This window comes from Halomonas sp. Y3, assembly GCF_024137965.1.
In the GTDB taxonomy this organism is placed as follows: Bacteria; Pseudomonadota; Gammaproteobacteria; order Pseudomonadales; family Halomonadaceae; genus Halomonas; species Halomonas mongoliensis.
On the sequence record NZ_CP099975.1, the window covers coordinates 3,840,929 to 3,862,177 of the forward strand.

The following is a 21,249-nucleotide window of genomic DNA, read 5'->3' on the forward strand; positions in this document are numbered from 1 at the left end:
GCTAATCAAGAACATGTCTCACCGCGAAATGGCGTTTGAATGCTGACTGTGCTGGCGACCCTGCTCTCCCACTATCGGCGCCACCCGGGGCAGCTCGCCATGCTGCTGCTGGGGCTCTGGGTGGCCAGCGCCCTGTGGAGCGGCGTCCAGGCCATCAACGCCTCGGCCCGGGACAGCTACGCCCGGGCCGAGGCGCTCTTCTCCACCGACCTGGATCGCCTGGAGCGCCGCGACGGCGAGGCGCTGACCCGAGACGACTACCTCGCCCTGCGCCGGGCCGGCCTGCCCCTCTCCCCGCTGCTGGAGGGGGAGCTTGCGGCCCCGGACGGCACCCGCCTGACGGTCATCGGCATCGACCCGCTCACCCTGCCCGGCAGCAGCATCTTCGCCACCGCCGGCGGCACCGCGGCAACGGGCACGGGCGATGTCACCGACTTTCTGACGCCCCCCTGGCAGACGCAGCTGGCCCCCGACAGCCTGGCCGCTCTGGAAGTGGCGCCCCGGGAGGCGCCGGGCGCCACTCCCCTCCTGGCCGACGGCCAGCGCCTGCCGCCGCTGATTCTCGCCCCCGCCCTGCCGCCGGATACCCTGGTGATGGATATCGCCGCCGCCGCGGCCCTGCTGGCAGGCAGCGGAGAGATAAAGAGCGGCGAGCGTATCACCCGGCTGGTGGCCGCGCCGGGCGCCCTGGCCGAGGCGCCGGCGGGATATGCCCTGACCCGGGCCGAGACGCTGGTTTCTCCCGGCCAGCTCACCGAAAGCTTTCACCTCAACCTCACCGCCCTGGCTCTGCTGTCGCTGATCGTCGGGCTCTTTATCGTTCAGGCGGCGCTGGGCCTGGCCCTGGAGCAGCGCCTGGGGGTACTGCGCACCCTGCGCGCCTTGGGGGTCTCCGGCCGCGCCCTGGTGGCGGCCCTGGCCCTGGAGCTTGCCCTGCTCGGTATCATCGGCGCCCTGGCCGGCATCGCCAGCGGCGTCTGGCTGGCCCGCGCGCTGCTGCCCGACGTGGCCGCCACCCTGGGCAGCCTCTACGGCGCCGGGGTCGGCGCCGAGCTGCGCCTGCCCTGGCACTACTGGGTCGGCGGTCTGGCGGTGACCCTGGGCGGGCTGCTGCTGGCCGGCAGCGGCGTGCTGTGGCGCGCCTCGCGGCTCAGCGTGCTGGGGCTGGGACAGGCCCGGGCGTGGCGGGTCGGCTTCCGCCGCCAGCTCGGCGCCATGGCCATCACCGGCACGGTCGCGGCGCTGGGTGGCCTGGCCCTGGCGGCCTGGCTTGCCTCCCAGCCGCCGGGGGAGGGGCTGGTGGCCGGCTTTGCCCTGGTCGGCGCCATGCTGATGGCCAGCGCCCTCTGGCTGCCGCCGCTGCTCGGTCTCGCCCTGGCCGGGCTGACCCGCCTGCTGCGCCGCCGCCCCCTGGCCCAGTGGGCCCTGGCCGACCTGCAGCTGCAGCTGCCGCGGCTGTCGCTTGCCATGATGGCGCTGCTGATCGCCCTCTCCGCCAACCTCGGCGTCAGCAGCATGGTGGGGGGCTTTCGCCTTACCTTCCTGGAGTGGCTGGATCAGCGCCTGGCCGCCGAGCTCTACCTGCGCCCCCCGGCGGAGCAGTTCGAGGCCATCGACGCCTGGCTGGCCGAACAGCCGGACGTCGCCGAGCGTCTCGCCACCGCGCGCAGCGACGCCCAGCTGCTGGCCGTCGCGCCCGGCGGCGGAGAGGCGGATACTGCGGTGCAGCGCCCGGTCTCCGTCTACGGCATCACCCCCGGCGCCACCCTGACGCCCCGCTGGCCCCTGGCGGGGCCCCAGGGCAGCCGGGAGACGGCCTGGGAGGCCTTTGGCCGCGGCGATATCTTCATCAACGAGCAGCTGGCCGTGGCCGAGGGCATCAGCCCCGGCGACCGGCTGCGCCTGAGCTCCCCCCGGGGCGAGATCACGCTGGCGGTTGCCGCCGTCTACCCGGACTACGGCAATCCCAGGGGGCAGGTGCTGATGGCCACCTCCTATCTCACCGAGCGCTTCGCCGCGCCGCCGGGCTCGCTGGGGATCGCCCTGGCGCCCGGCGCCGATGCCGCGGCGCTCTCTGCCCGGCTGCTCGACGCCTTCGACCTGCCCCGGGACAGCCTGATCGACCAGGAGGGCGTGAAACGCATCGCCACCGAGATCTTCGAACGCACCTTCACCATCACCCGAGCGCTCAACGCCCTGACCCTGGGGGTGGCCGCTCTCGCGCTGCTGGCCAGCCTGCTGGCCCAGGCCAGCGAGCGGCGCCGGCGGCTGGCGCCGCTCTGGGCACTCGGCGTTCCCCGAACGCGTCTGGGCCGGATCCAGCTCGCCCAGCTGGGCGGAACGGCCCTGGCGGTGGGCCTTGTCGCGGTGCCGCTGGGCATCGCCATCACCTGGGGGCTGGTGGCGGTGATCAACGTGGCGGCCTTCGGCTGGCGCCTGCCGCTACACCTCTTCCCCGGCGAGATCCTGCTGACCCTGGCCACCGCCGTGGGCGTGGCCCTGATTGCGGCTGCGCTGCCGGCGGTGCGGCTGTGGCGCACCCCGCCCCGGGACCTGCTCGCCGAGGAGGCTGCCTGATGCGCCCCCTCCTGTCTTGCCGACTTGCCGCGCCGCTGCTGGCCTCGGCGCTGCTCCTGGGAGGCTGCGGCGAGGCGCCGCCGGCCCCGAGCGCCGGCTTCGCCGGCCTGGGCGAGAGCGCCGAGGGCTATACCCAGGCGCGCCCCGGCACGCCGCTGCGCTTCCCCGAGGACCACGGCGCCCACCCGGACTACCGCATCGAGTGGTGGTATCTCACCGCCAACCTGGAGGACGAGAGCGGCGAGCCCCTGGGCCTGCAGTGGACTCTCTTCCGCCAGGCCCTGATGCCCCCCGCCCAGCGCCCCGCGCCCGGCCCCTGGGTCGCCGACCAGCTGTGGATGGCGCACCTGGCAGTCTCCCGGGGAGAGCAGCACGCCGTGGCCGAGCGCTTCGCCCGCAGCCACTCCGCCGACCCGGCCGGCGGCCAGGCCGGGGCCGTGGCCCACCCCTTCCGGGCCTGGCTGGACGACTGGGAACTCGTCACCCGGGTGGAGGCGCCCGATGCCGATACCTTCGAGCGCCTTACCCTGACCGCCTTCGACGGCGAAGGGGAAGAGCGTGCCGGCTATCGCCTCGACCTCACCGCCGAGGGTCCCCTGGTGCTGCACGGTGATGCCGGCTTCAGCCAGAAATCCGCCGACGGCCAGGGCTCGATGTATGTCAGCCAGCCCTTCTGGCGGGTGGAGGGCGAGGTGGTGCTGGCAGGCGAGACTCACGAGGTGAACGGCCGGGGCTGGCTCGACCGGGAGTGGAGCAGCCAGCTGCTGGGGCCCGAGCAGGCGGGCTGGGACTGGTTCTCGCTGCACCTGGACGACGGCCACCGCCTGATGGCCTTCCAGCTGCGCGGCGGCGGCGAGGCCGGCGGCGACTACCGCTCCGGCACCTGGATCAGCCCCGAGGGAGAGCCCCGGGCGCTGGCGCCGGATGAGCTTGCCCTCACGCCGCTCGCCACCTCGAGCGTCGTCGGCCGCGAGGTGCCCACCCGCTGGCGCCTGGAAGTGCCCGCGGCGGAGCTCGACCTGATCGTCGAGGCGCCCCACGCCGAGCGCTGGATGGACACCACGGTGCCCTACTGGGAGGGGGAGGTGATCGCCCGGGGCCGCGACAGCGACAGGCGCCTGGGAATCGGCTATCTGGAGATGACGGGCTATTGAGCCCGCCTCGCTGACGACGAAAGGCGCCGCTTCTGTGAGGGCGGCGCCGTCGCATCAAGCCGTGCCCGGGCTCAGTCGCCCAGGGCGGCCAGCCGGTCGGCCTGGACCACCTCGATCCAGTAGCCGTCGACGTCCTTCACGAACACCACGTTCTTCATCTTGCCCTGATCGGAGCGTTTGACGAACTCGACGCCGTTGGCATCGAACCAGGCCTCGGCGGCCTCCAGGTCCGGCACCGAGAAGCAGATATGGCCGAAGCCCTGAGGCTCGGCGTTGCCGTCATGGTAGGCGAAATCGGCCTGGTTCTCGGTGCCCCAGTTGTGGGTCAGCTCCAGCAGCCCCTTCTGACTGAAGGTCCAGACGGTGCGATCTCCCTCTTCTTCGGGCACCGCTTCGCCCTCCTCCAACTTGGCCAGGAAGTAGAGCGAGAAGCGCATCTCCTCGAAGTCGAGACGCCGCAGCACGCTCATGCCGAAGACCCGGGAGTAGAAGGCGAGCGCCTTCTCCGGGTCCTTCACTCGCAGCATGGTGTGGTTGAGGCGAAATCCGGCGGAATCGGCGGTGGGGGTCTGGACCCCGGGATGCTGCTCGCCCTGAAAGCTCATGACGGCTCCTTGCTCGTGATGTGGTTCCCAGAGGATGGGGGCAACGGGGGCCTTTTTCCAGCCCCGGGATGCTCGCCCACGGCCACCCGTCGCCTTGGGCCGAGGGCGTCGGCACCGCTTCCCCCGGCCCCTGGCAGAGGCTAATGTAGGAGGATACCCACTGCCCGGGAGCCTTCGGCATGCCCACCCCGCCCGCCTGGCGCCTCTCCCTCTGCCTGCTGCTGCTGGCCCTGCTGGCCGGCTGCGCCGGCCGCGAACTCGCCGTCCATGACCCGGCCCCCGGGGAGGGCCTCTCCATGGAGCGGGCGCTGATCCTCTCCTCCGCCGAGAGCGCCCTGGGCACCCCCTACCGTTTCGGCGGCAACACACCCGACGCCCTGGACTGCTCGGGGCTGGTGGAGCTGGCCTACCGCACCGCCGGCATTCCGGTGCCGCGCACCGCCGACGACCAGTTCCGCGCGCTGCCGTCCGTGGACCGGGCCCGCCCCGGCGACCTGCTGTTCTTCGATACCGCCGGACGCGGCAAGGCGAGCCACGTGGGCATCTACCGCGGCGACGGCCAGATGATCCACGCCCCGGGGCGCGGCCGCCGGGTGGAAACGGCGCCGGTGGAGATCGCCTACTGGCAGGAGCGCTTCCTCGGCGCGGCCGCTGCGGCCCCCTGAGCCGGCCTATCCATCCTGCCGATCCGGCGGGCCGGCCTCGGTCAGCGGCCGCGTCGGCAGCCAGACCCTCACCGCCAGCCCCCCCAGCCGCGAACGGTCCAGGCTGAGGCTCCCCCCGTGGAGGGCCACCAGGTCGGCGACGATGGCCAGGCCCAGGCCGCTGCCGGAGCGCACCTCATCGAGTCGCGCCCCCCGGGCCATGGCCTGCCGGCGCTGCGCCTCGCTCATGCCGGGGCCGTCATCCTCGACCTCCAGCCAGCTGCCCCCCGCCTCGCTGCGCCCGGCGAGGATGACCCGGCTGTCGGCCCAGCGCAGGGCGTTCTCGAGCAGGTTGCCGACCAGCTCCTGGAGGTCCTGGGGGTCCATGCGCAGCGTCATCGCCTCCGGCAGCGAGTGGTTCAGGCGAATGCCGCGCCGCTCGGCCAGCCGCCCCAACCCCTCCAGCACCGGCGCCAGCACCTCGAGGCAGCGGATCGGCCGATGCAGCCCGGCCTCCCCCGCGGCGGAGGCCCGGGCCAGGTGGTGGCGAACGGCCTCGTCGATGCGCCTGAGTTCGGCCTGCATGCGCTGGCGCTGCGGCTCCTCGAGACCATCCGCCTGGGTGTAGAGGACGCTCACCGGGGTCTTGAGGGCGTGGGCCAGGTTGCCGGCGGCGTGGCGGGCCCGCTCCATCAGCCGCCGATCCCGGGCCAGCACGGCGTTGATGGCGCCGGCCAGCCGCGACAGCTCGCCGGGCAGCCGGGTATCCAGACGCTCGGCGTCGCCGTTCTCGACGGCATGCAGGTCGGCCTGCAGGCGGCGCAGCGGCGCCAGTGCCCAGCGCACCTGGGCCGCCAGCGCAACCAGCAGCAGCAGGGCCAGCCCCAGCAGGGAGAGCCCCAGCAGGCGGGTGAAGCCGGCGAGCTCCGCGTCCAGCGCCTCCCGGCTGAGCGCCACCCCGACGTGCAGCGGCGCCTCGAGGGGGGCAAGGCGGATATCGCGTTCGATCAGGCGCAGCGGCACGCCCCTCGGCCCCGTGACGTCACGCACCTCGGGGCCCGAGGACGGCACCACCGGCAGCCGCTGGTCCCACAGCGAACGCGATGTCAGCACCCGCTCGGCGCCGTCGCTGACCTGCCAGTACCAGCCCGAGAAGACCTGCTCGAAGCGCGGATCGCCCAGCGAACGCTCGTGGAGCAGCCGCTGCTCGACCTCGTCGTAGCGCACCTCGGCGATGACCACGTTGAGCAGGGCCGCGAGGCGCTCGTCGAAGGCGGCGGTGGCGGACGCACGAAAGTGGTGGGCGAGGCCGAGGCCCGCCAGGGGCAACGAGACCAGGATCACCAGCAGGGCGGCCACCAGCAGGCGAGTGGCGAGGGAGGCCCGCGCCAGCGAGGGCAGGCGACTCATCCGGCCTCCTCGCCTCCTGTCAGCCGATAGCCCTGGCCGCGCAGGGTCTCGATATGCGCGGCCCCCAGCTTGCGGCGCAGCCGGCTGACCTGGACATCGATGACGTTGGAGTCGGGCTCGTGGTCCCGGTCGTAGACGTGCTCGGCCAGCTCGCTGCGGCTGACCACCCGCGGGGCGGCATGGGCCAGGTAGGCGAGCAGCCGCGCCTCCTGGGCGGTGAGGCTCACCGGGCAGCCGGCGCGGGTCACGCTGCCGGTGTGGGTATCGAAGGCCAGGTCGCCGATGCGCAGCACCGGGTGGGCATGGCCGTGGCTGCGCCGCACCAGGGCGCGCAGCCGGAAGAGCACCTCGGCGGTCTCGAAGGGCTTGGTGACGTAGTCATCGGCGCCCGCCGAGAAGCCCGCCGCCTTGTCGGCCCAGCGGGTGCGGGCGGTGAGCACCAGCACCGGCAGCGCGATGCCATCCGCGCGCCACTGGCCCAGCCAGCGGGTGCCGTCGCCATCGGGCAGCCCCAGGTCGAGGATTGCCGCATCGTAGGTCTCGGTGCGCACCAGGAAGTCGGCCTCGCCGCCGCTGGCCGCCCGCTCCACCAGCACCCCGCCGCCGGCCAGGGCCTCGCCCAGCGCCTCCGCCAGGGCAGGATCATCCTCCACCAGCAGTACCTTCATGGACGGCGCCTCATGTCGTCGATGCCCACCCCCTCGATGCCGATCAGCTCGCCGCTGGCGCCATCGAACTCGAACTCCACCCGCTGGCCCCGGGGGCCGAGCATCTCCACCTCGTACACCAGCCGGCCCTCCTCGCGCTCCAGCTCCACCTCCAGCACCTGGCCCGCATAGTGGGTCTCCAGCCAGTCGAGGATGGCGGTCATGGGCACCAGCTCGCCGCGATTCACGCGGTCATGGAGGTCCTGCCAGTCGTCGTCGGCAGACGCCGGAAGCAGGCCGGCCAGGGCGAGCAGCAGCACCAGGACGACGGCGAGGCCCGGACGGAAAGAGGCGGAGAAGGGGAACGAAGGGTTCATGGGGGCAGCTTGCCAGCCATAACATGAATGCAGCATGAACGAGACCGTCAGCTCCCGGCAAGGTCGCGGGTGGTACAAGGGTGTCGTACCCAACAGAGAGGAGTTCATCCCATGACCATCAAGATGCTGTTCGCCGGTTCTCTCGCCGCCCTGGCGCTGGGCGCCACCGCCGCCCTGGCCGATGATGCCCTGCCCGTGGGCAGCCTCGACGCCGTGCTCGAGCGGGGCGCCGCCTATGGCTTCACCCACTACCTGGAGCTCGAGGCCAAGGAGCGCGGCCAGGTGGAGATCGAGGGCTGGCTCGACGAGGAGTGGCAGGCCGAGGTGCGGCTCGCCCTGGAGAGCGGCGAGCTCTACAAGGAGTCCCGCAAGCGCAGGGACGACGGCCCCTGGGGCATGAGCGAGGCCGAGGTGCGCCTGGCCATGGAGGTCGCGGTGGCCGAGGGCATGGCAGAGTTCGAGGAGGTCGAGATCAAGCGCGACGGCCTGATCGAGATCGAGGGGCGCGACGAGGACGGCCGCGAACTCGAGGTGACCACCCGCCGGGGCGAGGAGGAGGCGCTGAAGGTCGAGCGCGACTGACCGACCGCCGACCACCTGAGAAAGGCAGAGGCCCGGGGTGCCGCCAGCGCCCCGGGCCTCTGCGGTCTTTACAGCCGTGCAGCGGGCAGGGATAGTGTGGCCTGACGACAGGGGCGCCGCGGTGATGTCAGGCCGCGGCTGAGAGGCACCCTTGGAACCTGACCCGGATCATGCCGGCGTAGGGAGTCGTGCAGCCAAGGACCTCGCCTGCCTGCACCTCCCGCGCCCGGGAGGCCCCATGCCCACACCGACTCCTTCGCGGATCGACCTCGCGGCCCATCTGGCCCGAGTACGCCAGCGCGCTCCGCTGGTGCACAACATCACCAACCTGGTGGCCATGAACTCCATGGCCAATGTGCTGCTGGCCATCGGCGCCTCGCCGGCCATGGTGCACGCCCGGGAGGAAGCGGCCGAATTCGCCGCCATCGCCGACGCCCTGACGCTCAATATCGGCACCCTCTCCCCCCACTGGGTAGAGGCCATGGACGAGGCCGCCGAGGCGGCCCGCCTGACCGGCAAGCCCTGGGTGCTGGACCCGGTCGCCGTGGGCGCCACCGCCTACCGGCGCACCACCGCCGCCCGGCTGCTGGAGCGCCTGCCCACGGTGGTACGCGGCAACGCCTCCGAGATCATCGCCCTGGAGGCCGGCGGCTCGGGCGGGCGCGGCGTGGACAGCAGCGACCCGGCCGAGGCCGCCGAGCAGGCCGCGACTCGCCTGGCCCGTCGGGTCGGCTGCGTGGTGGCGGTCACCGGCGAGGTGGATCTCGTCACCGACGGCCGCCGCCTGGCCCGGGTCCGCGGCGGCCACCCCCTGATGCCCAGGGTCACCACCCTGGGCTGCGCCCTGACCGGCGTCGTGGCGGCGTTTCTGGTGGGGGCCGAGGACCCCTTCGAGGCGACCGTGGCGGCGCTGGCGTGCTACGGGGCCGCGGGCCAGGGGGCCGGCCAGGGCGCCCGCGGCCCCGGCAGCTTCGCCGTGGCCTTCCTCGACGCCCTCCACACCCTGGAGGGCGACGCCCTCGATGCCCTTCCCCCTCTGGAGTTTCACGATGCGACTTGACCTCTCCCTCTACCTCGTCACCGATCCCCGCCTGTGCGCCGAGCGCGGTCTGGTGGAGACCGTGGTGGCCGCGGTCCGCGGCGGCGCTACCCTGGTACAGCTGCGTGACAAGCACGCCTCCGACGGCGAGATGATCGACCAGGCGCGCCGGCTCAAGGCGGCACTCGCCGGCAGCGGCGTGCCGCTGCTGATCAACGACCGCCTGGCCGTGGCGGTGGAGAGCGGCGCCGACGGCCTGCACATGGGCCAGGACGACGGGGAGGTGGCCGCCGCCCGAGCGGCGCTGGGCGAGGGCGCGATCCTGGGCCTCTCGGTGCAGACCCTGGCGCAGATGGCGCGGGTGGACGCCGAACGGCTCGACTACCTGGGGCTGGGGCCGGTATTCGCTACCTCGAGCAAGCACGACCACGCCGAGCCGCTGGGCTTCGAGGGACTGGCCAGGCTGGCGGCGGCAAGCCCGCTGCCGGCGGTGGCCATCGGCGGGCTCAAGGCCGAGCACGCCGACGCCGTGCGCCAGGCGGGCGTCCTGGGTCCGGCGGTGATCTCGGCGATCTGCGGCCGCCCCGACCCGGAGGCCGCGGCAAGGGCGTTTACGGGTGGTGGCAGACTCGACTGAGGCAAGGGCAAGCGGCGGGCGGCGGCTCAGCCGCGGCAGTGCTCCCGGGTGAAGCGCTCCATGGCCTCGAGGGTCTCGCGGCTGACATGATGCTCCATGCCCTCAGCATCGATCCTTGCGGTGCTGTCGCTGACGCCGAGGGTACGCAGGAACTGCAGGACGATGGCGTGGCGCTTGCGTGCCATTTCCGCCATGGCCTCCCCCTTCTCGGTCAGGAAGAGAGAGCGATAGGGCTGACTATCCACCAGCCCCTGGGACTTGAGACGGGTTACCGTCTTGGACACGGTCGCCTGGCTGACCCCCATGCGCGCCGCGATATCGGCCGAACGCGCCTCCCCCTGGTACTTCAGCAGGTCGCCGATCAGCTCGACATAGTCCTCGAGAAGCTCTGTCTCGTGAGCATTGCGCACGGCGGCGTACTGCCGGACGTGCTGTTCGCACGGCGGCAGAGCGTCTGACATGTGCGGGTCGGGGGTCGAGTCGGGCGGGGAGGCAGTCATGGTGGGCAATATAACCACTCACCGAAGCGAGCGGCAACTCGAGGGCAGCCGCGGCACTGCGCCACGGGAAAAAAGTTAGCCAAGGCTAAGACATTGTGCCTATACTGAGTTCCATTATCCTGCCTGTCTCAACGCCTTCAGGAGATCCCCACATGACATCGATCAAGCCCCTTCTGCTCGGCCTGAGCCTTGCCGCCCTGCCCACTGCCGCACTGGCGGACACCTCCCCGCTGCGCGTGGCGGCGACCTTCTCGGTGCTTGGCGACCTGGTAGCGCAGGTCGCAGGCGACGAGGCCCGGGTCGAACTGCTGGCCCCGGTCGGCGCGGAGGTCCACGAGTGGGAGCTGGTGCCCAGCAACTTCATGGCACTCGAGTCCGCCGACGTGGTCTTCTACAACGGCCTCGATCTGGAGGCCTGGATCGGGCAGGTCAATGCCACCGTCACGCGGGGCACCCCGGTGGTCGCCCTGGCCGAAGCCAGCGACTATCCCACTCAACCCATCGTGACCGGCGACTACGCCGGCCAGGCCGACCCTCACCTCTGGATGGACCCCCGCGCCGCGGCGGAGTATGTTCGCGTCATTGCCGAGGTTCTGGGCGAGGCGCGGCCCGAGGCGGCCGATGCGTTCGCCGCCCGTGCCGAGGAGAGCGCCAACCGCCTGCATGCGCTGTACGATGAGCTGCAGGAGACGCTGGCCGTGATACCCGAGGAGCGCCGTCTGCTGATCACCAGCGAAGCCGCCTTCATCTACTTCGCCGAGGCCTTTGGCTTCGAACATGACGGCATCTGGGGGACCAACTCCGAGGAAGAGGGCACCCCGCGCCAGATCATGCGTATCGTGGATCTCATCGAGGAGCGTCGTCCGGCGGCCCTCTTCTGGGAGAGCACCATTTCCGACCGGCACGTGCGCAGCGTCGCCGAGGAGACCGAGGTGGCGATTGCCGGGCCGCTGTTCGTCGACTCGCTGAGCGAGCCGGAGGGCGAAGCACCCGACTACGCCAGCATGCTGCGCCACAACGCCCGCCTGCTGGCCGACACGCTGGGAGATGCCGATGGAACCACCGATCGCTGACAGGGTGCCAGCCCTCGAGATCAACGGGCTCTACGCCGCCTACCATCAGGAGCCGGTGCTGGAGGACGTATCCCTCTCCCTGCCCCAGGGGCAGTGGACCGCCATCGTGGGCCCCAACGGCGGCGGCAAGTCCAGCCTGCTCAGCGTGGTGGTCGGCAGCCTGCCGCCCCTGCGTGGCGAAGTGAGGATTTTCGGCCGGCCGGCGCTGGCCCAACGCCAGAGGGGCCGCATTGCCTACATGGCCCAGCAGGAACGCATGGAGTGGGACTTTCCCATCTCAGTGCGCGACACCGTGATGACCGGACGCTTCGGCATGATGCGCCGTGACCCGCTGTGGCAGCGCCTGCTGCCCAGGCGCTGGGCCAACCCCGCCCACCGCCGGGCCGTGGAGGAGGCCCTCGACGATGTCGATATGCTCGACATGGCCAGGCGGCCCATCGGGGCGCTGTCGGGTGGGCAGAAGAAGCGCGTGATGCTGGCCCGTGCCCTGGCCCAGCAGGCGCCCATCCTGCTGCTGGACGAGCCCCTGGCCGGCGTGGACCCGCCCAGCGAGGCGCTGATCATGGCCAGCCTGGAGCGCCAGCGCCGTGCCGGCCGCACCCTGATCATGGTGACGCACGACCTGCCTGGCGCCCGGGCACATGCCGATCAGGTGCTGCTCATCAATCGCACCGTCATCGGCATGGGGGCACCGGAGACGATGCTCAGCGACAGCATGCTGGCACGACTGGCCATTGGCGTCCCCCCCACCGCTGACAAGGAGAGACACGTTGCCGCTTGACGCCCTGGCCACCGGCCTGATCGAGACACTGACGGCGGCGCTGATGATGGTGGTGGGCCTGCTGCCCGACAGCCTCGCCGCCCCCTTCGAGTACCGCTTCATGCAGCGTGCCCTGCTCACCTCGGTGCTGGTGGGCGCCACCTGCGGGCTGCTCTCCTGCTTCGTGGTGCTCAAGCGCTGGTCGCTGCTGGGAGACGCCATCTCCCATGCGGTGCTGCCCGGCGTGGCGATCGCCTACCTGCTGGGCTGGCCCTTCTTCGTCGGCGCCTTCGTGACCGGCGCCCTGACGTCGCTCGGCATCGGCGCCATCGAGCGCCACACCCGCATCAAGTCGGATGCCGCCATGGGCCTGATGTTCACCGCCGCCTTTGCCCTGGGCATCGTGATCATCAGCAAGATCACCACCAGCACGCACCTGATGCATATCCTCTTCGGCAACGTGCTGGGCGTACAGACCCCGGCGCTGATATTGACCCTGCTGGCCAGCCTGGTGGCCGTCCTGACGATCTGGCTGGCCTTCCGCCCCCTGCTGCTCTACACCTTCGACCCTCAGCAGGCCCAGGCACTGGGCTTCAACGTCAGCGCCATCCACTACGGCCTGATCCTGCTGCTGACCCTGACCATCGTCGCCAGCCTGGAGACCGTGGGCATCATCCTGGTGGTGGCCATGCTGATCACCCCCGGCGCCACGGCCCACCTGCTGACCGATCGCTTCGGCACCATGCTGGCGATCTCGGTCGCCGTCGGCGTCACCTCGGCGGTGGCTGGCTTGGTGCTCTCGGTGCGGCTGGACGTCGCCTCGGGTGGCGCCATCGTCCTGGTGGCCTCGGGACTCTTCCTGATCGCCCTGCTGGCAGGCCCTCGGCACGGCCTGGTGGCACGCTACTGGCGGCGCTGGCGCTTCAGGGCCTCATGAGGTCGGGCGGCGTTTCAGGGACGTCCGCCCCTCGCGGTAGGCGATGGCCAGGCCGCTGCCGATGATCAGCACGCTGCCCACGAAGACCCAGAGGTCGGGCATCTCGCCCCAGAACCACCACCCCAGCAGCACCGCCCAGAGCATGGCGGTGTAGTCGAAGGGGGCGGCGATGGCCGCCGGCGCATGGCGGAAGGCCAGGGTGATGAAGGCCGTGGCCCCGACCCCGAGGATGCCGGCCGCGCAGAAGGCCACCCAGTGGCCGGCCTGGGGGGGCTGCCACACCCAGGGCAGCGCCAGGCCGGTGAGCACGAAGGGCACCAGGGTCATATGGAATACCATGGCCCAGAGGTGTTCGCTGCTGCCCCAGCGCCGGGCGGTGATCAGCATCAGGGCGTAGAAGAACGCCGCCCCCACCAGCACCAGGGAGCCGGGATGGAAGGCCTCACCTCCCGGCCGCACCACGATCAGCACGCCGAGAAAGCCCGCCAGGGAGGCCGCCAGCACCGGCCCCTCGATGCGCTCCCCCAGCAGCGGAACAGCGAGCAGGGTGACGAAGAGCGGTGCCACGAAGGCGATGGCGGTGGCCTCGGCCAGGGGCAGGAGGGTCAGCCCCAGCACGAAGCAGACCATGGTGCCGGTATAGGTCAGCCCGCGCAGCAGGTGCACGCCGGGGCGCCGGGTGCGCAGCTTGCGCAGGCCGCCGCCGAAATGGGCCAGCAGCGCGATCAGCGGCAGCGAGACCAGGGTACGAAAGAAGATGATCTGCAGCGGCGAGTGCACCTCGCCGAGCCACTTGGCGATGGCGTCGCCCATGGCCAGGCAGAGCACGCCCAGGCACATGAAGCCGATTCCTTTGAACGATGCCGACATCTTTCCTCCCTGGTCCTGCCCCTGACCCAAAAGCACCACCCCGCCGGCCCGGACGGGCGGCGGGGTGGTCACCATGGAAGAGGCTAGCGGGGCCGTTGCAGTCCGGCAAGGGTCAGCGCGCGGCGTTGATCACCATGCAGTCCATTCCCTCCTGGGCGAGGCTGCGGCAGGCGCGGTAGGCCTGGTTCTCGTCGAGGTTGACCAGCCGGGCGCGGAAGATGGTCTGCGCCCCGGCCACCTCGTCGATATCCACCCTCGCCTGCAGCAGGTCCCGGCTGAGCCGGTCGGCGGCGCGGCTGGCCAGGCTGCGGGCGTTGTCGTGGCTAGCGAAGGCACCGACCTGGACGCCCCAGCTGCCGCTGGCGCCGACCGGCTCCAGGCGGTGCTGGGTGTCGCTGCGGACGGGCGCCGGCTCGCTGCGCGCGATCAGCTCGCGAATGGGGTCGTTGGCCGACCCCTGGGCGGCCTGTGGCGAGCCGGCGCTGGCCGGGGGCAGCGGCTCAGGCACCTGCAGGCTTGCCAGCTGCACCTCCGGCTCCCGCGCCGGCGCGGCCGGTGACGGCGACTGTACCGGTGCAGCGGCCGGCATGCCGTCGATGCCCATGCGGTCACCGGAGAAATCGGCCTGGGCGACCCAGTCGCCGCGACCATAGAGGGAGGCGCGCACGAAGCCGCGATCGAGCAGGTCGGCCATATGGGTATCCCGGGAAGCCGCGGTGAAGCCCCCCATGACCACCGACACCAGGCGGCGACCGTCGCGCACCGCCGAGGTGGCCACGTTGAAGCCGGAGGCACGGATAAAGCCGGTCTTCATGCCGTCGGCGCCGGGATAGTTACGCACCAGCCGGTTGTGGCTGTTGTGGGTGGTGCCGCGGTAGGTGAAGCTCTGCCGGGAGAAGTAGTGGTAGTACTGGGGGAAGTCCTGCATCAGGCGGATGGAGAGGGTCGCCATGTCCCGGGCCGTGGTGGTCTGGCCGTTGTCGGGCAGGCCGGAGGCGTTGCGGAACACGGTATGGCGCATGCCCAGCTCCCGCGCCTTGGCGGTCATCATCTGGCCGAACTGGCGCTCGCTGCCGCCCAGGGCCTCGGCCACCACCACGGCCACGTCGTTGGCGGAGCGCACCACCAGCGCCAGGATCGCCTCCTCCACGGTGATGGTGGAGCCACGCTTGAGCCACAGCTTGGAGGCAGGCATCGCCTCGGCCTGGGCCGATACCGGCAGCGGCTGGTTGAGGCGCATGGCCCCCTTCTCCAGCTCCTCGAAGAGCAGGTAGAGCGTCATCATCTTGGTCAGCGACGCCGGATAGCGCGTCTCGTCGGCGTTGGCGGCGTGCAGTACCTCGCCGCTCTCCACGTCCACCACGATGGCGGCGTAGCGCGGGTTGGCCTGGGCCGTGCTGGACATCACGATGGCCAGGCACGCCAGCAGCGTGATCACGCCGACGAGCCGGCCGCGAAGTCTGGTCATGGCTGCGGTCACCATATGCGTTCCCTCTGAAGTCCCCTCGGTGCCCCCTGCAGGGCCCGCTTTCCCCTTCATTATGAACCGGAATCGGCCGCTGTACAGGCCGCCAGGCCGGGAAAGCAGCGGTTTCCGGCGCTTTCACATTTCTCCTGCTCCGGGATCAGTCGAGACGCCCCTCCTCCACGGCGTGGCAGGCCACCTCGCTGCCATCGCTTCTGGCGATCAGCGCCGGCACCTCGGCCTTGCAGCGCTCATTGGCATGGTGGCAGCGCGGATGGAAGGCGCAGCCCGAAGGCGGATGCACGGGGTTGGGCACCTCCCCCTGGATGACGGTGCGTTCGCGCCCCTCCCCCTCCAATGACGGCACCGCCGCCAGCAGCATCCGCGAGTAGGGGTGGTGCGGGGTGGCGAAGAGCTGATCCGACGGGGCGATCTCGGCGATGCGCCCCAGGTACATCACCGCAATGCGGTCGGCCATGTGCTTGACCACCGCCATGTCGTGGCTGATGAAGAGGTAGGTGAGTCCGTACTCCTGCTGCAGGTCCTTCATCAGGTTGAGGATCTGGGCCTGCACCGAGACATCCAGCGCCGAGGTGGGCTCGTCGCAGACCATGAACTCCGGCTCGTTGGCGAGCGCTCGAGCGATGGAGATGCGCTGGCGCTGACCGCCGGAGAACTCGTGGGGGTAGCGGTTGGCGTCCGCCGCCGACATGCCCACCTGCTCGAGCAGCTCGCCCACCCGGCGGCGCCGGTCGACGCTGCTCATCTCGGGGCGGAAGAAGCGCAGCGGCTCGCCGATGATGGTGCCCACCCGCCACAGCGGGTTGAGGCTGGCGTAGGGGTCCTGGAAGATCATCTGGAAGCGCTGGCGGATCGCCGCCGACCGGCGGCCGGAACGCCGGGCCAGGTCGCTGATCTCCTGGCCGTCGAAGACCAGCCGGCCGCGGGTCAGGCCGTAGAGCCCGACGATCAGCCGGGCCACCGTAGACTTGCCGCAGCCTGACTCCCCCACCAGGGCGAGGGTCTCGCCGCGGCGGATGGTGAAGCTCACCCCGTCCACGGCCTTGAGCGTCAGCTTATCGGTACGCTCCAGCACCCGGTTGAGCCAGGGCTTGGAGACGTCGAAGTGGCGCGCCAGGTCGCTGGCCTCCAGCAGCACCTCGCTGCGGTTCGACCCCGCCTGAACGGGCTGCGTCGGGCTCATCGGGTCGCCTCCTGCGTGTCTTGCGGCGCCTCACGGCGCGCCACGGGGTTCTCCGGGTCGTGCAGCCAGCAGGCCGCCTGGCCGGCGCCGGCGGGCAGCAGCTCCGGGCGCTCGGTGCGGCAGCGCTCGGCGGCGTGGGGGCAGCGCGGGTTGAAGGCGCAGCCCGCGGGAATCGCCGCCAGACGCGGCATGGCGCCCTCGATCTGGTAGAGCCGCTCGCGGCGCTCGGCGAGGCCCGGGATGGAGGCCATCAGCCCCTCGCTGTAGGGGTGCTGCGGCCGTCGAATCACCTCGTTCACCGGGCCGATCTCGATCAGCCGCCCCGCATACATCACGGCGACGCGATCCGCGGTCTCGGCGATCACCCCCATGTCATGGGTCACCAGCATCACCGCCGCGCCGCGCTCGGCGCAGACCCGCTTGAGCAGCGCCAGGATCTGCGCCTGCACCGAGACATCCAGCGCCGTGGTGGGCTCGTCGGCGATGATCAGCTCCGGTTCCGCGGCCAGCGCCAGGGCGATCACCACCCGCTGGCGCATGCCGCCGGAGAACTGGTGCGGGTAGCTGTCCAGCCGGGTCTCGGGGGCGGGAATGCCCACCTCGCGGAGCAGCGCCAGGGCTCGCTCCCGGGCCTGCTTCTCATTCATGGGCAGGTGGGCGCGAATGGTCTCCACCAGCTGGTCGCCGATGGAGAAGAGCGGATTGAGGCTGGTGAGCGGGTCCTGGAAGATCATGCCGATATGGCGACCGCGCAGGGGCACGAAGTCCTCCTCGGCGAGGTCGTCGATGCGTCGCCCCGCGAGGCGCACCTCGCCGCCGGCGATATGGCCCGGCGGCTCCAGCAGGCGAATCACGGCGTTGCCGGTCATCGACTTGCCGGCACCGGACTCGCCCACCACGCCGAGCACCTCGCCCGGGGCGATATCGAAGGAGACGTCGTCCAGGGCCACCAGGGTGGCGTGGCGGGTGGGGAACTCCACCCGCAGGTGGCGCACACAGAGCACCGGCTCGCGCCCGCCGTCGGGCGGGTGGCTCGCCGCCGCGGCGTTGCGGTCGTCTGGCGCTTGCTCGACGGCGCCCGGTTCAGCGGAGCTTGGGGTTGAGGACATCACGCAACCAGTCTCCCAGCAGGTTGACGGAGAGCGCCAGCAGCAGCAGCGCCACCCCGGGGAAGAGCAGGATCCACCACTCTCCCGAGAACATGTAGTCCTGACCGACCCGTATCAGGGTCCCCAGGCTCGGCTGGGTGGCCGGCATGCCGACCCCCAGGAAGGAGAGCGTCGCCTCGGCGATGATGGCGAGCGCCAGGCCAATGGTGCCGATCACCAGCACCGGGCGCAGCACGTTGGGCAGGATGTGCTGGAAGAGGATGCGGTGATCCGGCAGGCCGATCACCCGTGCCGCCTGCACGTACTCCTTGCCCTTCTCCACCATGGTCGCCCCGCGTACCGCTCGGGCGTACTGCACCCAGTCGGAGAGGCCGATGGCGATGATCAGCACGATGATCGCCACCTCGGCGTGCATGGAGCGCGGCAGGAAGCCGCGGATCACGCCGAAGATCAGCAGGGCCATCAGGATCGACGGGAAGGTGAGCTGGACGTCGGCGATGCGCATGATCAGGGCATCGCGCCAGCCGCCGCGGAAGCCGGCCATCAGGCCCAGCGCCGTGCCCAGCGCCAGGGCGAAGAGCACCGCGGCGAAGCCCACCAGCAGCGAGATGCGCGAGCCGTAGAGAATCGCCGAGAAGACGTCGCGGCCCTGGCTGTCGCTGCCCAGCAGGTAGAAGTTGCCGGTGAAGTCCGAGGTGGTCAGCGGCGGCGTGAAGGCGTCGATCAGCTCCAGCTGGCGCGGGTCGAAGGGGTTCTGGGGGGCGATCCAGGGGGCGAACAGGGCGCCGGCGAACATCGTCAGGGTGACCAGGGTGGCCAGTATCACCACCGGCTGGCGCTGCCAGGAGTAGACGATATCGCTGTCCAGGAAGGTGCGTAGCCGGCTCGGCCTCTTCGGGGCAATGGGCGCCGCGACGGCCGCGCTCTCAGAGGGCTTGGGCTGCTGGCTCATTTGGCACCTCCCTGCACGCGCAGGCGCGGGTCCACGGCGTAGTAGAGCAGGTCGACCACCAGGTTGATGACCACGAACACCAGGGCAATCATCATCAGGTAGGCGGCCATCACCGGGATGTCCACGAAGCGCACCGCGGTGATGAATAGCGCCCCCACCCCGGGCCACTGGAACACCGTCTCGGTGATGATGGCGAAGGCGATGATGGTGCCAAGCTGCAGGCCGATGATGGTGATCACCGGGATCAGGGTGTTCTTCAGCGCATGGCGCAGGTTGACCACCCGCTTCGAGAGCCCTCGGGCCCGGGCAAACTTGATGTAGTCGGTACGCAGCACCTCGAGCATCTCGGCGCGCACCAGGCGCATGATCAGGGTGAGCTGGAAGAGCCCCAGGGTGATCGCCGGCAGGATCAGCGAGCGCAGGCCGCTGGTCGTAAGCAGGCCGGTGGTCCACCAGTCGCCCAGGCGCACCGTCTGGCCGCGGCCGAAGGCGGGCAGCCAGCCCAGCTCCACGGCGAAGAGGTAGATCAGCAGGATGCCGATCAGGAAGGTGGGCAAGGACACCCCGATCAGCGAGGCGGTCATGATGAACTTCGACAGCCAGCTGCCCCGCTGGATGGCGGTATAGATGCCGAGCACGATGCCCATGACCACGGCGAAGATCGCCGAGATGATGGCGAGCTCCAGGGTCGCCGGCAGGCGCTCCATGATCAGGTCGGTGACCGGCCGCGCCGAACGGTAGGAGATGCCGAACTCGAACTGGGCAGCATTGACGACGAACTGCCAGAACTGCACCACCACCGGCTGGTCGAGACCCAGCTGGGCGCGCAGGGCGGCCCGGTCGGCCTCGGTGGCCTCCTGGCCGAGCATGTTGAGCACCGGGTCGCCGACGTAGTGGAACAGCGAGAAGGAGATGAGCGCGACCACGAACATCACGAAGATGGCCTGCAGCACGCGCTGGATCAGGAAGGCTAGCATGGGGTCTCCACGTCATCGCCCCCCGGCCGCGGATGGCCGCCGGGGAGCGGGCACGGTCACGATCAGCGGTTGAACTTCAGGTACTTGAAGTGGGGGGTGTTCTCGCTCTGCACCTGGAAGTCGATATCGTCGCGCATCGACCAGGTGAGCATCTGGTGGTGGATCGGGATATAGACGATATCGTCGTGCACGATCTGCCACGCCTCCTCGATCATGGCGTTGCGCGCCTCCTCGTCGGTCTCCTGACCCATGGCCACGGTCAGCTCGTCGACCCGCTCGTCGGAGTAGCCGGTGAAGTTCCAGCTGCCCCGCTCCCCCGCCTTGGTGTGGTAGAGGTAGTTGAAGACATACTCGGAGTCCATGGTGGGCACGCCCCAGCCCAGCATGTAGAAGTCGTACTCCTCCCGGGCCAGCTCGGCGAAGTGCAGCGAGCGGGTCTGGGCCACCAGGTCCACGGTGATGCCGATGCGCGCCAGCATGCTGACCACCGCCTGGCAGATCTGCTCGTCGTTGACGTAGCGGTCGTTGGGGCAGTGCAGAGTGACCCGGAAGCCTTCGCCGTAGCCCGCCTCCTCCATCAGCTGCTGGGCGCGACCGGCGTCGGCCGGCAGCACCACATCGAGCTCCTCGGAGTAGCCGTTGACGAAGGGGGGCGCGATCATCCCGGCGGGCTGGGCGTTGCCGCGCATTACCGCCACCTGGATGGTGTTCTGATCCACGGCAAGATCGATGGCCTCGCGCACGCGGCGATCGGCGAAGGGGTTGCCCTCGGCATCGCTGGCGCGCAGCTCCATGGCGCCCAGGTCCATGCCCAGGAAGATGGTGCGGTTCTCCGCCCCCTGCTCGTTCTTCAGGCCCGGGGCGTTGGCCAGGCGCTCGATATCCTGCACCGGGGTCTCCTGAAGCAGATCCACCTCCCCGGAGAGCAGCGCCGCCACCCGGGTCGCCGCCGACTCGATGGGGGTGAAGATCAGCTCGGAGATCTCCATGGGGTAGTGGTCGATGCCCCAGTAGTCGTCGTTGCGCTCGAGCACGGTACGCACGTCGGGCTCACGGCTCACCACTCGGAAGGGCCCGGTGCCGTTGGCATTGCGCACCGCAAAGGTCTCCTCGCCGGCGGCATAGTTCTGCGGCTCCTCGACGCCGTGCTCCTCGGCCCACTCGCGGCTCATGATGAAGAGGTTGGTGAGGTTGTTGGGCAGCAGCGGATTGGGGTCGTGGGTCTCCACGTGCACCGTATGGTCATCCGCGGCCCGCACCTCCTTGATGGAGGTAAGCAGGCCGCGCATGTCGGCGTGCTCGTGGCGCGCCCGGTTCAGCGAGAAGACCACGTCATCGGCGGTCAACGCCTGGCCCTCGTGGAAGGTCACCCCCTCGCGGATCTCGAACACCCAGACGTGGGGGTCCTCCTCGTGGACATACCAGTCGGTGGCCAGGCCCGGCTGGTACTCCACGTCCATGTCCTGATAGATCAGCACGTCGAAGATTTGATGGTTCAGCGCGTGGGTCGGTCCCTCGTTCTGGGAGTGGGGGTCGAGGGTCAGGCCGTCGGCGGAGCGCGTCCAGCGCAGGGTCTCGGCATGGGCAGCGGAGGCGACCATGGCGGCCGCCATGGCGGAAACGAGCAGTGTCTTCCTGAACATCTTGTTGTTCCTCGTTCAAGCGTTTGAGGGGCGAATGCCCTATCAAGGGTTTCTCCCATAACGTAGACGAGAAATGGAGGCGCCGGC

At 70.6% G+C, this 21,249-nt stretch carries 21 protein-coding genes and 1 riboswitch; of the genes, 9 read left to right on the forward strand and 12 right to left on the reverse strand.

All coding sequences use genetic code 11. The annotated features are described in order from the left end of the window. Nucleotides 1-39: 39 nt before the first annotated feature. Both NHL60_RS18195 and NHL60_RS18200 read left to right on the forward strand, forming a co-directional pair. Nucleotides 40-2,577 (forward strand): FtsX-like permease family protein, encoded by a 2,538-nt coding sequence (locus NHL60_RS18195; protein WP_253446752.1) that lies wholly within the window; start codon nucleotides 40-42, stop codon nucleotides 2,575-2,577. Continuing rightward, complete coding sequence (locus NHL60_RS18200; RefSeq protein ID WP_253446755.1) at nucleotides 2,577-3,731, forward strand: lipocalin-like domain-containing protein; 1,155 nt, start codon at nucleotides 2,577-2,579, stop codon at nucleotides 3,729-3,731. The genes NHL60_RS18195 and NHL60_RS18200 overlap by 1 nt, the downstream gene beginning before the upstream one ends. Before the next feature lie 71 nt (nucleotides 3,732-3,802). On the opposite strand, the gene gloA is transcribed toward NHL60_RS18200, so the two are convergent. Beyond that, nucleotides 3,803-4,336: a lactoylglutathione lyase gene (gene gloA / locus NHL60_RS18205; RefSeq protein ID WP_253446758.1), complete on the reverse strand. Its 534-nt coding sequence runs from the start codon at nucleotides 4,334-4,336 to the stop codon at nucleotides 3,803-3,805. Between the two features lie 179 nt (nucleotides 4,337-4,515). Between gloA and NHL60_RS18210 the strand changes: the two genes are divergently transcribed. Beyond that, complete coding sequence (locus NHL60_RS18210) at nucleotides 4,516-5,001, forward strand: C40 family peptidase (protein ID WP_253446761.1); 486 nt, start codon at nucleotides 4,516-4,518, stop codon at nucleotides 4,999-5,001. Between the two features lie 6 nt (nucleotides 5,002-5,007). Here NHL60_RS18210 and NHL60_RS18215 read toward each other — a convergent pair whose 3' ends face one another. The 3 genes from NHL60_RS18215 to NHL60_RS18225 are packed head-to-tail and all read right to left on the reverse strand — an operon-like array spanning nucleotide 5,008 to nucleotide 7,414. Next, nucleotides 5,008-6,390, reverse strand: a complete 1,383-nt coding sequence (locus tag NHL60_RS18215) for a HAMP domain-containing sensor histidine kinase (RefSeq protein ID WP_253446764.1) — start codon at nucleotides 6,388-6,390, stop codon at nucleotides 5,008-5,010. Then, complete coding sequence (locus tag NHL60_RS18220; RefSeq protein ID WP_253446767.1) at nucleotides 6,387-7,058, reverse strand: response regulator transcription factor; 672 nt, start codon at nucleotides 7,056-7,058, stop codon at nucleotides 6,387-6,389. Before NHL60_RS18220 ends, NHL60_RS18215 begins: the two co-directional genes overlap by 4 nt. Continuing rightward, nucleotides 7,055-7,414, reverse strand: a complete 360-nt coding sequence (locus NHL60_RS18225) for a PepSY domain-containing protein (RefSeq protein WP_253446768.1) — start codon at nucleotides 7,412-7,414, stop codon at nucleotides 7,055-7,057. Before NHL60_RS18225 ends, NHL60_RS18220 begins: the two co-directional genes overlap by 4 nt. 111 nt (nucleotides 7,415-7,525) lie before the next feature. Between NHL60_RS18225 and NHL60_RS18230 the strand changes: the two genes are divergently transcribed. From NHL60_RS18230 to thiE, 3 genes are all read left to right on the forward strand, one after another. Next, nucleotides 7,526-7,996, forward strand: a complete 471-nt coding sequence (locus tag NHL60_RS18230) for a PepSY domain-containing protein (protein ID WP_253446769.1) — start codon at nucleotides 7,526-7,528, stop codon at nucleotides 7,994-7,996. A gap of 99 nt (nucleotides 7,997-8,095) precedes the next feature. After that, a riboswitch (TPP riboswitch) is annotated at nucleotides 8,096-8,198 on the forward strand. A gap of 36 nt (nucleotides 8,199-8,234) precedes the next feature. Beyond that, a complete protein-coding gene (gene thiM, locus NHL60_RS18235; protein ID WP_253446770.1) occupies nucleotides 8,235-9,056 on the forward strand; it encodes a hydroxyethylthiazole kinase in 822 nt (273 codons plus the stop codon). Further along, entirely contained in the window at nucleotides 9,046-9,672 is a 627-nt protein-coding gene (thiE, locus tag NHL60_RS18240) for a thiamine phosphate synthase (RefSeq protein WP_253446771.1), read from the forward strand. The genes thiM and thiE overlap by 11 nt, the downstream gene beginning before the upstream one ends. 26 nt (nucleotides 9,673-9,698) lie before the next feature. Here thiE and mntR read toward each other — a convergent pair whose 3' ends face one another. Further along, nucleotides 9,699-10,133, reverse strand: coding sequence for a manganese-binding transcriptional regulator MntR (mntR, locus tag NHL60_RS18245; RefSeq protein WP_253446772.1), 435 nt, complete (start codon nucleotides 10,131-10,133; stop codon nucleotides 9,699-9,701). Between the two features lie 191 nt (nucleotides 10,134-10,324). On the opposite strand from mntR, the gene NHL60_RS18250 reads away from it, so the two are divergent. The 3 genes from NHL60_RS18250 to NHL60_RS18260 are packed head-to-tail and all read left to right on the forward strand — an operon-like array spanning nucleotide 10,325 to nucleotide 12,942. After that, a complete protein-coding gene (locus NHL60_RS18250) occupies nucleotides 10,325-11,245 on the forward strand; it encodes a zinc ABC transporter substrate-binding protein (RefSeq protein WP_253446773.1) in 921 nt (306 codons plus the stop codon). Then, nucleotides 11,226-12,026 carry a metal ABC transporter ATP-binding protein gene (locus tag NHL60_RS18255; RefSeq protein WP_253446774.1) on the forward strand — a complete coding sequence of 267 codons (801 nt, stop codon included), beginning with the start codon at nucleotides 11,226-11,228 and terminating at the stop codon, nucleotides 12,024-12,026. The genes NHL60_RS18250 and NHL60_RS18255 overlap by 20 nt, the downstream gene beginning before the upstream one ends. 43 nt (nucleotides 12,027-12,069) lie before the next feature. Further along, the gene (locus tag NHL60_RS18260; protein ID WP_253452294.1) at nucleotides 12,070-12,942 is read left to right on the forward strand and encodes a metal ABC transporter permease; all 873 of its coding nucleotides are present in this window, start codon (nucleotides 12,070-12,072) and stop codon (nucleotides 12,940-12,942) included. On the opposite strand, the gene NHL60_RS18265 is transcribed toward NHL60_RS18260, so the two are convergent. From NHL60_RS18265 to NHL60_RS18295, 7 genes are all read right to left on the reverse strand, one after another. Continuing rightward, complete coding sequence (locus tag NHL60_RS18265; RefSeq protein WP_253446775.1) at nucleotides 12,937-13,812, reverse strand: DMT family transporter; 876 nt, start codon at nucleotides 13,810-13,812, stop codon at nucleotides 12,937-12,939. The genes NHL60_RS18260 and NHL60_RS18265 overlap by 6 nt on opposite strands. A 112-nt stretch (nucleotides 13,813-13,924) precedes the next feature. Beyond that, entirely contained in the window at nucleotides 13,925-15,280 is a 1,356-nt protein-coding gene (locus NHL60_RS18270) for a serine hydrolase (RefSeq protein ID WP_253446776.1), read from the reverse strand. A 157-nt stretch (nucleotides 15,281-15,437) separates the two neighbouring features. Next, the gene (locus tag NHL60_RS18275; protein ID WP_253446777.1) at nucleotides 15,438-16,481 is read right to left on the reverse strand and encodes an ABC transporter ATP-binding protein; all 1,044 of its coding nucleotides are present in this window, start codon (nucleotides 16,479-16,481) and stop codon (nucleotides 15,438-15,440) included. Next, a complete protein-coding gene (locus tag NHL60_RS18280; protein ID WP_253446778.1) occupies nucleotides 16,478-17,590 on the reverse strand; it encodes an ABC transporter ATP-binding protein in 1,113 nt (370 codons plus the stop codon). Before NHL60_RS18280 ends, NHL60_RS18275 begins: the two co-directional genes overlap by 4 nt. Continuing rightward, the gene (locus NHL60_RS18285; protein WP_253446779.1) at nucleotides 17,565-18,542 is read right to left on the reverse strand and encodes an ABC transporter permease; all 978 of its coding nucleotides are present in this window, start codon (nucleotides 18,540-18,542) and stop codon (nucleotides 17,565-17,567) included. Before NHL60_RS18285 ends, NHL60_RS18280 begins: the two co-directional genes overlap by 26 nt. Then, nucleotides 18,539-19,519, reverse strand: a complete 981-nt coding sequence (locus NHL60_RS18290) for an ABC transporter permease (RefSeq protein WP_253446780.1) — start codon at nucleotides 19,517-19,519, stop codon at nucleotides 18,539-18,541. The genes NHL60_RS18285 and NHL60_RS18290 overlap by 4 nt, the downstream gene beginning before the upstream one ends. Before the next feature lie 62 nt (nucleotides 19,520-19,581). Continuing rightward, the gene (locus tag NHL60_RS18295) at nucleotides 19,582-21,162 is read right to left on the reverse strand and encodes an ABC transporter substrate-binding protein (RefSeq protein ID WP_253446782.1); all 1,581 of its coding nucleotides are present in this window, start codon (nucleotides 21,160-21,162) and stop codon (nucleotides 19,582-19,584) included. Between the last annotated feature and the right edge of the window lie 87 nt (nucleotides 21,163-21,249).